This is a genomic window from Rhodococcus aetherivorans (genome assembly GCF_025722975.1).
GTDB classification, from domain to species: Bacteria; Actinomycetota; Actinomycetes; order Mycobacteriales; family Mycobacteriaceae; genus Rhodococcus; species Rhodococcus aetherivorans.
Genome location: NZ_CP106982.1, coordinates 2,124,745 through 2,136,563 on the forward strand (window position 1 = coordinate 2,124,745; position 11,819 = coordinate 2,136,563).

Genomic DNA, 11,819 nt, shown 5'->3' on the forward strand with positions numbered 1-11,819 from the left:
CCCCTGCCGATTCTGACAGCTGCGGGGCAGGGCTGCAGCGAATCTTGCGAGGGGCGAGACATCGAGGCTACAGTGGAGTTAACTGTTACCGGATGTCACATGAAATCCGGTCCCGGCTCTTCGAGGACACGACATGGCCTATGTGATCACCCAGACGTGCTGCAACGACGCGAGCTGCGTCGCCGTGTGCCCGGTGAACTGCATCCATCCCACGCCCGAGGAGCGGGAGTTCGCGCAGACCGAGATGCTGCACATCGACCCGCAGGCCTGCATCGACTGCGGCGCGTGCGCGGACGCCTGCCCGGTCGAGGCGATCTTCCCGGAGGACCGGCTCACCGAGGCTCAGGCCCGGTTCAAGGACATCAACGCCGACTACTACACGGCGCACCCGATGCCCGAGAACTGGATCCCGCTGACACCCGTCCCGGCCCCGCCGCGGGGGCAGGGCACCCTGCGCGTGGCGGTCGTCGGTGCCGGTCCGGCGGCCTGTTACGCCGCGCAGGAACTGCTCGAGCGCTCGAACGTCGAGGTGGACATGTTCGACCGGCTCCCCACCCCCTGGGGACTCGTCCGCAGCGGTGTCGCACCCGACCACCCCGGTACCAAGGCCGTCACCGAGTCGTTCGAATGGTCGTTCCGCCGCGACGCGTTCGCCCTGCACCTCGACGTCGAGGTCGGCCGCGACATCGACCACGCCGAGCTGCTCGCCCATCACCACGCCGTCGTCTACGCGACCGGGGCGTCCGCCGACCGCAACCTCGGCATCGCCGGCGAGGACCTTCCCGGCAGCCACGCCGCCACCGAGTTCGTCGCCTGGTACAACGGTCACCCCGATTACGCCGACCGGGTCTTCGACCTCTCCGGCGAACGCGCGGTCGTGGTCGGCAACGGCAACGTCGCCCTCGACGTCGCCCGCATCCTCACCATGGACGTCGACGAGCTGGCCCGCACCGACATCGCCGATCACGCCCTCGAGGCGCTGCGCCGGAGCAACATCCGCGAGGTCGTCCTGCTGGGCCGCCGGGGTCCGGCCCAGGCGGCCTACAGCAACCCCGAGTTCCTCGCCCTCGGCGATCTGAACGGCGTCGACGTCGTCGTCGACGAGACCGAGCTCGAGCTCGATCCCGCCAGCGCGGCGCTCGCCGCCGCCGACCCGGCGGTCGCGATGCGCATGCGGCTCGCGCGCGAGTACGCGCGCCGCGAGCCCCGGCCGGGGAACAAGCGCATCGTGTTCCGCTATCTCGTGTCGCCCACCGAGATCGAGGGCACCGAACGGGTCACCGGACTGCGCGCGGTACGCAACGACCTGATCGCCGGCGACGACGGTGCGCTCGTCGCCCGGCCCGCCGGGCAGGCCCTGCACCTCGACGCGCAGCTGGTGCTGCGCTCGATCGGCTACCGCGGGGTCCCCCTCCCGGGAGTGCCGTTCGACGAGCGACGGGGGATCGTCCCCAACGAGGGCGGGCGGGTCACCGCCGCCGGACCCGGCGTGTACGTCACCGGGTGGATCAAGCGCGGTCCGAGCGGCGTGATCGGAACCAACAAGGCGTGCGCCAAGGAGACGGTCGCGGCCCTGCTCGCCGACTTCGACGCCGGCCGGCTCGCGCGTCCGGCCGGTGGCCGGCGGGAACTCGATCGCCTGCTCGGGCAGCGGCGGCCCACCCGGGTGGGCCTGAGCGGATGGCACGAGATCGACGGGGCCGAGCGGGCGGCCGGCCGCGCCGCCGGCCGGCCGCGCGTCAAGCTGACCGACCGCGCCCGCCTCACGGACACCGCGGCCGGGCGCCCGCGGCCGGGGCGAAGCCTGCTGCGTCTGGTGCGCCGATAATCGGTTGGGGCTCCGCCTGCGTCGGGACTAGTATCTTTCGGCGGTGCCCGGCACCGCCCGCGGCGACGTCCGCCGGGGGAGCGCAGGCCGGGATGTCGATCCGCCGCGCTGTCGGGGCGCGCGCTGGTCGCCGGGCACGTCGAGGGTGACACGCGGCTCGCGCCGAGATCGTCGTCGCCGCACGGTACGACGTGGTGCCCGGCCCCCTCGATCCCATCCTGGCAGGTCTGCCTGCCATCGCGCCTCGAGAGGACCGACCCATGACAGCCCCCCATGCGGGCCCGGCCGCCGCGCCGGCGAGCGACAAGCTCGACGCGGCAGTTCTGAAGATCGCGTCGGTGGTGGTGCTCGGCGCCATCATGTCGATCCTCGACGTGACGGTCGTCTCCGTCGCCGTGCCGACGTTCATGGAGGACTTCGACTCCAGCTACGCGACCGTCGCGTGGACGATGACCGCCTACACGCTGGCGCTGGCCAGCGTGATTCCGCTCACGGGCTGGGCCGCGGACCGGTTCGGCACCAAACGGCTGTACCTCGCCGCCCTCGTCCTGTTCGTCGCCGGGTCCGTGCTGTGCAGCATGGCGTGGGACATCACGTCGCTCATCGGGTTCCGCGTGGTGCAGGGCCTGGGCGGCGGCATGCTCATGCCGCTGGGCATGACGATCATGACCCACGCCGCGGGACCGCACCGGGTCGGCCGCGTGATGGCGGTGCTCGGCATCCCGATGCTGCTGGGCCCGATCGGGGGCCCGATCCTCGGCGGCTGGCTGATCGACACCGCCAGCTGGCACTGGATCTTCCTGATCAACCTGCCCATCGGCGTCGTGGCCCTCGTCGCCTCCGTGCTGATCCTGCCGAAGGACCGCCCCAGCCGGTCCGAGTCCTTCGACTTCGTCGGCATGGCGCTCCTGTCGCCGGGCCTGGCGCTGTTCCTGTTCGGCGTCTCGTCCATCCCGGAGGTCGGCACCGTCGCCGCGACGCGGGTCCTCGTGCCGGGCGCGATCGGCGCCGCGCTGATCGTCGCGTTCGTGTTCCACGCCCTGCGTGCCCGGAACCCGCTCATCGACCTGTACCTGTTCCGCAACCGCCAACTGACGTTCGCGGTGCTCACCATGTCGGTGTTCGCGATCGCGTTCTTCGGCGCAGGACTGCTGTTCCCCAGCTACTTCCTCCAGGTGCGGGGCGAGTCGACCCTGGCGGCGGGCATCCTGCTCGCGCCGCAGGGCCTCGGCGCCATGCTCACCATGCCGGTCGCCGGCCGGCTCGTCGACCGGATCGGACCCGGGAAGATCGTGCTCGTCGGCCTGACCCTCGTCACGCTCGGCATGGCCGTCTTCACGCAGGTGGGCACGGACACGTCGTACGTGCTGCTGCTCGGTGCGCTGTTCGTCATGGGCATGGGCATGGGTGCCACGATGATGCCGACGATGACGGCCGCGCTGCAGACGCTGACCCATCAGAGCGTGGCCCGCGGGTCGACGCTGATGAACATCGTCCAGCAGGCCGCCGGCTCCGTGGGCACCGCGACCATGTCGGTGATCCTGAGCAGCCGCCTGGCGACCCCGGCGGGGGCGCCCGAGGGCGGCGGGCAGATGGACCCGGCAGCTCTGGAACAGCTGCCCGCACCGGTGCAGGAGTCGATCCTCACCTCGCTCGCGGACGCGTTCGCGACCACGTTCCTCGTCGCGACCGTCCTCATGGCCCTCGCGGTGATCCCGGCGCTGTTCCTGCCGCGCACGCGCGTCAAGCATCCGGCCGGGGAGGGACTGCAGCCGGTGGCCGTCCACTAGCCGGCCGTCCGGAGGGGGCCGTGACGTACGTCGCGGCCCCCTCTCCGTGTCTGCGGCTAACCTCGTTCCGGCAGCACGACGGCGACCCGAACGGACGACCCAATGAGCATCGAACCCACCCACCGAGGCCCCGCCGCGACGGACGAGGCACCCGGACAGCCGCGTCTGTGCCGGCGCGCCCTCTTCGGCGGTGCCGGTGCGGTCGCGGCCGCCGCCGTCCTGTCCGCGTGCGGTGCCGAGGCCGATCAGGGTGGCGCCGACGGCACCTCCGCCGCACCGACCACGCCGCCGGAGCCCGGTCCGGACGCCGCGGTCGTGGCTGCCGCGGCCGACATCCCGGTGGGCAGCGGCGTCCTGTTCGCCGACAAGCGTCTCGTGGTGACGCAACCCGTCGCCGGGGACTACCGGGCGTTCGTCGCGCTGTGCACCCACTCGGGCTGCAACATCACCGGCGTCGAGGCCGACGAGATCGTCTGCGACTGTCACGGCAGCCGGTTCCGTCTGGACGGGACCGTGAGCAAGGGGCCCGCCCGCAAGCCGCTCAAGGCGCGTCCGGCCGCGGCCCGCGGTGCGGACGTCGTCGTCGACTGATGCGGGCGATTCGCTGAGCGGGCGGGCGGCGGCGGAGTAGATTCGACCGCGACATCATCATTGAAGTGCGGACCGGCGAGGGGACCCGATGGTGCGCAGGGGGCCGTTGATCACGTTGGCGGCGGTGGTGGTGCTCGCCGCGGTCCTGCTCGCGGTCAACGTCTCCAAGGAGGACGGCGGCCCCACGCCCGCCCCCGGCCCGGCCGCCACGTCCGCGCCGGCCCCCACCACGACGGCTGCGCCCTCGACCGCCGTGGCCTTCCCCGCGCAGGCCACCTACGTCGCGCAGATCCCCGTCGCCACCGGAACCCTCACGCTCGCGATCGCCGTCGAGGGCGAGGACGCCGTCGCGTACGCGTGCGACGGCAGTGCAGTCGAGTCCTGGCTGTCCGGCGATGCCGAGGACGGCAGGCTCGAGCTCGAGGGCCGAGACGGTGCCCGCCTCGACGGCGAGTTCGACGGCACGACGGTGCGCGGCACCCTGTGGCTCGGTGACCGGAGCTGGACCTTCGACGCCGCGCCGGCCGAACCCCCGGCCGGCCTCTACCTCGCGAACGTGGGCGACGTCCGGGCCAGCTGGATCGTCACGCAGGACGGGACGGTCACCGGTGTGCGCCGCGCCGGCGACGGCGGCACCGCGCCCGCCCCGGCCCTGGCGCCGGACGGGACGGCGGTCGTCGACGGGGTGGTCGTGACCGCCGACCCGGTGTCCGGCAGTGACACATTCTGACGGTGCCACCGCGCGGTGACACCGGGAGGAGGACGGATGAGCACACCGCAGGTCCATCCCGTCGCACCGCCGCGAACGGCCCCCGTCGTGGTCGCGTTCCTGGTGGGTGCCCTCGTCGCGGTCGGGCTCGGTGTGTACGGCAGTGTGCACGAGCCGACCTTCTTCTCGATCAACGTCGCCGGGTTCTCCAGTCCGACCGCCGTCAAGGCCTGGCTGGCGACCCTCGCCGGCGTGCTCGCACTGGTTCAGCTCGCCTCGGCGGCCGTGATGTACGGACGGATGCCGGGACTGCGGGCGCCGAGCTGGATCGGGACCCTGCACGTGTGGTCGGGCCGCCTCGCGGTGCTGGCCACCGTCCCCGTCGCGGTGCACTGCCTGTACGCGCTCGGTTTTCGCACCGGCGAGCCGCGGGTGCTGTGGCACTCGCTGGCCGGATGCCTCCTCTACGGGGCGTTCGTGGCCAAGATGCTGCTGCTGAGCCGGCGAGGCCTGCCGGGATGGGCGGTTCCGGTGGCCGGCGGCGCCCTGTTCACGGCGATCGTGGTCGTGTGGTCGACCTCGGCGCTGTACTTCTTCCGCACGACGGGCCTCACGTTCTGACGGCCCACCCCTACTGTCTTTCCCACCCCTACTGTCCCTCCCACGATCGGAGCCGGAAAATGGATCTCGAGCAGTCTCCCGTCAGCCGCCGTTCGGTGCTCCTGGGTGCCGGGATGGCCGCCGTCGCCGCCACGGCGGCCTGCAGCACCTACGGCGACGAGCCGGCCTCCGGGCAGACCTCCGCGGCGGAGGACGCCGGCACCGACGCGGCCGCGGGACAGCCCCTCGCGGCCGTCGCCGACATTCCCGTGGGCGGGGGACGGATCTTCCCCGATCAGAAGGTCGTGGTGACCCAGCCGGCCGCGGGCGAGGTGCTCGCGTTCAGCGCGATCTGCACCCATCAGGGCTGCACCGTCGCGGCCGTGCAGGACGGCACGATCAACTGTCCCTGCCACGGCAGCCGGTTCAACCTCGACGGCACCGTCGCGAACGGGCCCGCCGCGCGTCCCCTCGAGAGCAGGGCCGTCACCGTCGAGAACGGCGAGATCACCCTCGCCTGACCGGGTTCGCCGTCCCACCTCGACGGTCTCATCGGGCGGCACCGGGATAGGGTCGACGGCGTGACCAGACCTCTGCGCGACTGGCGGCCGCGGGCGTTGCGTGAAGGCGCCGAACCCGACGCCCGCTTCACCCTCGCGAACGAACGCACGTTCCTCGCGTGGATCCGCACCGCGCTCGGCGTCATCGCGGCGGCCGTCGCGCTCGAGACCTTCGCCGGCGACGTCGTGGGGCCGGTGGTGCGGACCACGCTGTCGTGCACGCTGCTGGTGTTCTCCGCGCTCCTGGTGATCGCCGCCCTGCGGCGCTGGCTGCAGATCGAGGCCGCGATGCGCACCGAACGTCCCCTGCCGCCGCCGCGGATCGCCTTCCTGCTCGCGGCGATGCTGGCGGTCGGGGCCGTGGCCCTCGCCGCGGCCCTCCTGATATGACCGCGCCGTCGCGTTCGGGCCCACGATGAGACACGACGACCCGGGCCTGCAGCCCGAGCGCACCACGCTCGCGTGGCTGCGCACGGCGACCGGGCTGGGAGCGGTGGTCCTGCTGTTCCTGCGCCTGGCGCCCGGCCCGGCGCCCGTGGTGGTGGTGATCGGCCTGCTGTGCCTGGTGCCGGCGCTCGTGCTGCTCGTGACGAGCGGGCGCGAGCACCGGGCGCGCGTGAGGCGCTTCATCGAGGGCCGCGCGAGGCATCACTGGTGGCGCAACATCGTCCTGACCGTCACGGTCGTCGTTCTGGCCCTCGCCGCCGCCACGCTCATCGTCACGTCGCAGGCGTGACCGCCGCACCGTCGCCGTTCCAGCCGGGCTGGACGATCTACTCCCGTGTCAATCGGGCACGGAGCCGTGGAAGGCCCACGCCCGGGCGGTCAGCGCGATCCGACCGGCTCGGTCGCGGCGCAGTCGGGCATCGAGTACCGTCCGCAGTTCGGCTCGGCGCCGTGCCGGCAGCGACATGCAATATCCGGGGGCGGGTCCCTGACCGCCGAGGAACGGCGCCCAGAAATCGTCGAAGTCGGCGAACACGGTGGGAACCTCGAGCGGCTGGATCCGCACCCCGGTGAGACCTGCAGACGCGAGCAGGTCGTGGAGGGGATCGGGCCGGCAGAGCGGGAAGCGGACACCCTCGTCCCGGTCCCGCGCCGCCTCGTCCAGTTCGACGGCCGCATCCCAGAAGGCGCGAATCATTCCCATGCCCTCGGCGTAGTCCCACACGTAGCCGCCGATCGTCCCGCCCGCTCGGGTGACGCGGCGCATCTCGACAAGACCCTCGATCGGATCGGGAAGAAAGTTGAGGACCAATCCGGATACGACGCGGTCGAACTCGCCGTCCACGGCCGGTATCGCCGCAGCGGTACCCGGCCGGACCTCGAAGCGGGGATCGTCGACCGTGGTGCGGGCCGCCGCGGCGAAGCCCTCGGACGGTTCGACCCCGACGACCCGGGACGGTTCCTCGGCGACAAGGACGGCGTGTGCGAGAGCGCCGGTCCCGCACCCCACATCGCACCACGCGGCGCCCGCCCCGGCAGGGGGCAGCCATTGCAGGAACTTCGAGGCGACCGGGCGGCTCCAGCGACCTACATAGCGCTCGTACGCCGCGGCGATCTCCCAGGCGTCGGCGGTGTGATCCGTCATCGCGGTCTTCCTCTCTCCGGTCCCCGGTCAGTCGACCTGTCCGGGCCGGCGCCGTTGCCTACGAACCGGATCCGGGCTCACGGCCGGAACGGCGGTCGAGGTCGATCACCCGGGCCCCGCCCTGCGCCGCGGCCACCCGTGTCTCGGTGCCGTCCTCGGTCACGGCGACGATCTCGCACCGGCACAGCGCCTGTCGCCGGCTCGAGTCGACGACCGTCGCCGCGGCCCGCAGCAGCGTGCCGCGGCCCGGGCGCAGGTAGTCGATCGTGAACCCGGTGGTCACGATCGACGATCCGAGCACGGTTCCCGCCGCGAAGGTCAGGGAGTTGTCCGCGGCGTAGGCCAGCACGCCGCCGTGCACGAACCCGAACTGCTGCAGCAACTCCGGACGCAGCGGGATCTCGAGCACCGCGCGGCCCGGCTCGTACGCGGCGACCCGGGCGCCGACCAGCACGCTGAACGGTTGGGCCGCGAGCACCGCCGCCGCGTCGTCCACCCCTCGAAGTTCCACGGCCTGCAGTCTGCCCCACACCGCCGGGTCGTGGGCGGACATATCATTCGTGCATGACGCGGTCACCTCATTCGCCGACGGTTCGCTGGCCGGACCTCGCCGCTCTGGAGCTGCTCGTCGGCATCGACGACCACGGCGGCCTCGGCGCGGCCGCCCGGGCCGCCGGCGTCGCGCAGCCCAATGCCAGCCGGGCGGTGCGCCGCCTCGAGAAGCAGCTGGGGACCGTGCTCGTGCGCCGGGGGCGGGCCGGTTCCGCGCTCACCCCGGAGGGCACCGTGGTCGCGCACTGGGCGCGGCAGACCCTCGCCGACGCCCGTCGCCTGCTCGACGCCGCCGCGGCGTTGAGTGCCGACCGGCAGGCCGAGCTGACCGTGGCAGCCAGCATGACGGTCGCCGAACACCTCATCCCGCGCTGGCTGGGCCGCTTCCGCGGGCTCCGGGACGACGTGCAGATCCAGCTGCAGGTCCACAACTCGCGGCAGGTCTGCGACGCGGTCGCGGAGGGCCGGTGCCACGTCGGGTTCGTCGAGGCTCCCACCGTCCCACCGGGACTGCACAGCACCCCGGTGGCGCGGGACCGGCTGGTGGTGGTCGTCACGCCGGCGCACCCGTGGGCGCGGCGCCGGCGTCCACTCACCGTCGCCGAACTGGCGGCGACGCCGCTCGTCGTGCGCGAGGAGGGCTCCGGGACGCGGCACACGCTGGATCTGGCCCTCCGGGAGTTCGCGCGGCCGTCGCCGCTGCTCGAGCTCGGCAGCGGCGCCGCGGTGCGCACCGCGGCCCTCGGCGGCGTCGGCCCGGCCGTGCTCAGCACCCTCGCCGTGGCCGATCACCTCGCGTCCGGCGAATTGCGGACCGTCGAGGTCGAGGGCCTGGATCTGGCCCGCACGTTGCGCGCGGTGTGGCGCCCACCCCGCAAGCTCGCCGGCCCGGCCGGGGACCTGGTGCGGATGATCGTCCGCGGCGCCTGATCGCGTACCGATCGTCGCAATCGGCCCGAATCCGGCGCCCGGTGCGTCATCATGATCGTCGAGGACGCTGCTCGCCGGGGGTACGAGCGAACGCGGCGTGGCGCCGAGCCGGCACCGGGAGTGGGACATGGACGCATCGCGGTACGACGGGTCGCGGCCGTGACGGCCGTCGAGGTCGATCGCAGCCCCCGGCGATCCGGGGCCGTCCTCGCGACGTTGATCCTGGTCGCCGCCGTCGCGAACCTCAATCTCTCGGTTGCCAACATCGCGCTGCCGGCGATCGGCCGGGCCTTCGACGCGAGCCAGACGGAACTGAACCTGGTCGCCGTCGGGTATTCGCTGGGCCTGGCCGCGTCGGTGCTGTACCTGGGGGCGATCGGCGACCGCTACGGGCGCAAGCAGCTGCTCGTGCTCGGCGTCGCGCTGTCGATACCCGCGTGTCTGGTGGCGGCCTTCGCACCGAGCGTCGAGGTGCTGTTCGCGGCCCGGCTGGCCGGTGGTCTCGCCGCGGGGCTGGCGTATCCCACCACGCTGGCGCTGATCACCGCGCTGTGGTCGGGAGCCTCGCGGACCCGCGCGATCGCGTTGTGGTCGGCGACCGGCGGTGCGGTCGCTGCGCTCGGACCGCTGCTGTCCGGCCTGCTCCTGGAGTACTTCTACTGGGGCTCGGCCTTTCTGATCACCGTGCCGCTCGCCGCCGTCGCCCTCGTGGCGGCGGCCGTGCTGATTCCCGCGCACGTCAACGAGACCTCCGGGCCGGTCGATCATGTCGGCGGTGTCGTGTCGGTGCTGTTCGTGGCGGCGCTCGTCCTGACGGTCAACCTCGCACCCGAGAGCGGCCGAGGCACGGCGGCGCTCGTCTGCGCCGCCGTCACCGCCGTGGCGGGCGCGGTATTCGTGTGGCGGCAGCGGCGGGTGCCCGAGCCGCTGTTCGACCTGAAGGTGGCCGCGCGGCCGACGTTCTGGGTGGCAGCGGTGGCGGGCATCATCGTGTTCGGCACCCTGATGGGGACGATGTTCGTCGGTCAGCAGTTCCTGCAGAACGTGCTGGGCTACTCCACGCTCGCCGCCGGGTCGACGATCCTTCCGGCCGCCGCGTGCATGCTCGTGGTGGCTCCGTACTCGGCCCGGATGGTGGAGAGCCGGGGTGCGCGCACCACCCTGCTGCTCGGCTACGCGTTCATCCTCCTCGGGCTCGCGGTCGCGCTGACGATGTGGGACGAGACCTCCAGTTACTGGCAGATCGCGCTCGCGTACGGCCTCGTGGGGATCGGGGTCGGTTTCGCCGGCACGCCCGCCTCCCGCTCGCTGACCGGCTCGGTCCCGGTGACCCGGGCCGGGATGGCGTCGGCAACGGCCGACCTGCAACGCGATCTGGGCGGGGCCGTGATGCAGTCCATCCTCGGGGCGTTGCTCACCGCCGGATACGTTTCGTCGATCTCGGCGGCGATCGCCTCGTCGCCGGAGGCGGACGAGATCAGCGACCAGACGCAGGCCGCGCTGACCAAGTCGTTCGCGAGCGCCGCCGACCTCGCCGAGCGGTACCCGCAGTACGCCGACGCCATCATGTCCGCCGCGCGCACGGCGTTCCTGGACGGGGACACGAAGGCGTATGCCGCCGCCATTCTCGTCGTCGCCGCCGGTGCGGTCCTGGTGTTCTTCGCCTTCCCGAAGCGCGACGCCGAAAGACGGCTCCTCGCGTCGTACCGTGCGCAGGACGAACGCGCCGAGCCGGCGGGGGACGAGCGGCAGGGGGCCGCGCCCGGGGACGCGGACGGCTAGCGTTGGTCGCCGCTGCCGCGCAGGGCGCCGACGCCGGCGACGATCACCAGCGCGATGCCTACCGCCGCGACGGGCTGGACCCACTGGCCGAGCACCAGCGCGCCCGCCAGGGCCGCCGCCGCCGGTTCGAGAGCGATGAGGATCGCGAACACGTTCTTCGGCAGCTCCCGCAGCGCCCGCATCTCCAGGCTGTAGGGGACCACGGAGGACAGCAGGGCCACCGCCGCTCCGGCGGCCAGGATCGCGGGATCGGCCAGGCCGGCGCCGGCGGTCCCGAGGCCGAGGGGCAGCACGAGCGCCGCGGCGACGGTGGTGGCGACGGTCAGGCCCGCCGCGCCGGAGACGGTGGTGGCCACGTGCGAGCCCGCGACGATGTACCAGGCCCAGCCGGCGGCGGCGAGCAGCGCGAAACCGACCCCGGCCGGGTCGAGGGCGCCGCCGTCCCCGCCGAGGCCGCGTGCCCCGAGGAGCACCACCCCGGCCAGGGCGAGTGCCACCCACAGCGCGTCCCGCGGGCGGCGGGAGAGGACCGCGGCGAGGGCGAGCGGTCCGAGGAACTCGATCGTGACCGCCGCCGCGAGCGGCAGCCGGGCGATCGCCACATAGAAGAAGCCGTTCATCGCGGCCAGGCTCGCCCCGAGCGCGACCACGCCGCGCCACTGCGCCGGGCGCCAGTGCCGCACCGACGGCCGCACCACCGCCCACAGGATCACCGCGGCGAGCGTCAGCCGCAGCGTGACCGTGCCGAGGGCACCGACGTCGTCGAACAGGGTGCTGGCGAAGGCCGCGCCGAACTGCAGGGAGAGCACCGAGCCGAGCACGGCCGCGACGGGCACGGTCCGGCTGCCGCCCCGTGGCGCCGGTGCTGTGCCGCTCATCCGTCCTC

Annotated in this window: 13 protein-coding genes; 10 read left to right on the forward strand and 3 right to left on the reverse strand. The window is 73.1% G+C overall.

Going from position 1 to position 11,819, the window contains the following annotated elements; translation table 11 throughout:
- The first annotated feature begins 133 nt into the window (after positions 1–133).
- The 8 genes from OCS65_RS09855 (at position 134) to OCS65_RS09890 (ending at position 6,814) form a co-directional block, all read left to right on the forward strand.
- Positions 134–1,828 (forward strand): FAD-dependent oxidoreductase, encoded by a 1,695-nt coding sequence (locus OCS65_RS09855; protein WP_050035595.1) that lies wholly within the window; start codon positions 134–136, stop codon positions 1,826–1,828.
- Positions 1,829–2,088: 260 nt separating this feature from the next.
- A complete protein-coding gene (locus OCS65_RS09860; RefSeq protein WP_043800593.1) occupies positions 2,089–3,618 on the forward strand; it encodes a DHA2 family efflux MFS transporter permease subunit in 1,530 nt (509 codons plus the stop codon).
- Positions 3,619–3,720: 102 nt separating this feature from the next.
- Positions 3,721–4,209, forward strand: coding sequence for a QcrA and Rieske domain-containing protein (locus OCS65_RS09865; protein WP_006931276.1), 489 nt, complete (start codon positions 3,721–3,723; stop codon positions 4,207–4,209).
- A gap of 88 nt (positions 4,210–4,297) precedes the next feature.
- The gene (locus OCS65_RS09870; protein WP_050035593.1) at positions 4,298–4,939 is read left to right on the forward strand and encodes a hypothetical protein; all 642 of its coding nucleotides are present in this window, start codon (positions 4,298–4,300) and stop codon (positions 4,937–4,939) included.
- 36 nt (positions 4,940–4,975) lie between these two features.
- Positions 4,976–5,539, forward strand: coding sequence for a DUF6529 family protein (locus OCS65_RS09875; protein ID WP_006931273.1), 564 nt, complete (start codon positions 4,976–4,978; stop codon positions 5,537–5,539).
- Between the two features lie 59 nt (positions 5,540–5,598).
- Entirely contained in the window at positions 5,599–6,039 is a 441-nt protein-coding gene (locus tag OCS65_RS09880) for a QcrA and Rieske domain-containing protein (protein WP_050035592.1), read from the forward strand.
- Positions 6,040–6,099: 60 nt separating this feature from the next.
- Positions 6,100–6,468 carry a YidH family protein gene (locus OCS65_RS09885; protein WP_006931271.1) on the forward strand — a complete coding sequence of 123 codons (369 nt, stop codon included), beginning with the start codon at positions 6,100–6,102 and terminating at the stop codon, positions 6,466–6,468.
- Positions 6,469–6,493: 25 nt separating this feature from the next.
- Positions 6,494–6,814, forward strand: a complete 321-nt coding sequence (locus OCS65_RS09890) for a DUF202 domain-containing protein (protein ID WP_006931270.1) — start codon at positions 6,494–6,496, stop codon at positions 6,812–6,814.
- Between the two features lie 48 nt (positions 6,815–6,862).
- Here the strand turns inward: OCS65_RS09890 and OCS65_RS09895 are convergent, their stop codons facing one another.
- Together OCS65_RS09895 and OCS65_RS09900 are read right to left on the reverse strand one after the other, a co-directional pair.
- Positions 6,863–7,669 (reverse strand): class I SAM-dependent methyltransferase, encoded by an 807-nt coding sequence (locus OCS65_RS09895; protein WP_102799315.1) that lies wholly within the window; start codon positions 7,667–7,669, stop codon positions 6,863–6,865.
- A gap of 58 nt (positions 7,670–7,727) precedes the next feature.
- On the reverse strand, positions 7,728–8,165 hold the full coding sequence (locus OCS65_RS09900; RefSeq protein ID WP_043800645.1) for a PaaI family thioesterase: 438 nt from the start codon (positions 8,163–8,165) through the stop codon (positions 7,728–7,730).
- Between the two features lie 68 nt (positions 8,166–8,233).
- Between OCS65_RS09900 and OCS65_RS09905 the strand changes: the two genes are divergently transcribed.
- Both OCS65_RS09905 and OCS65_RS09910 read left to right on the forward strand, forming a co-directional pair.
- Complete coding sequence (locus tag OCS65_RS09905) at positions 8,234–9,151, forward strand: LysR family transcriptional regulator (protein WP_006931266.1); 918 nt, start codon at positions 8,234–8,236, stop codon at positions 9,149–9,151.
- A gap of 159 nt (positions 9,152–9,310) precedes the next feature.
- Positions 9,311–10,933 (forward strand): MFS transporter, encoded by a 1,623-nt coding sequence (locus OCS65_RS09910; RefSeq protein WP_161995947.1) that lies wholly within the window; start codon positions 9,311–9,313, stop codon positions 10,931–10,933.
- Here the strand turns inward: OCS65_RS09910 and OCS65_RS09915 are convergent.
- Complete coding sequence (locus tag OCS65_RS09915) at positions 10,930–11,811, reverse strand: EamA family transporter (RefSeq protein ID WP_050035590.1); 882 nt, start codon at positions 11,809–11,811, stop codon at positions 10,930–10,932. The genes OCS65_RS09910 and OCS65_RS09915 overlap by 4 nt on opposite strands.
- Between the last annotated feature and the right edge of the window lie 8 nt (positions 11,812–11,819).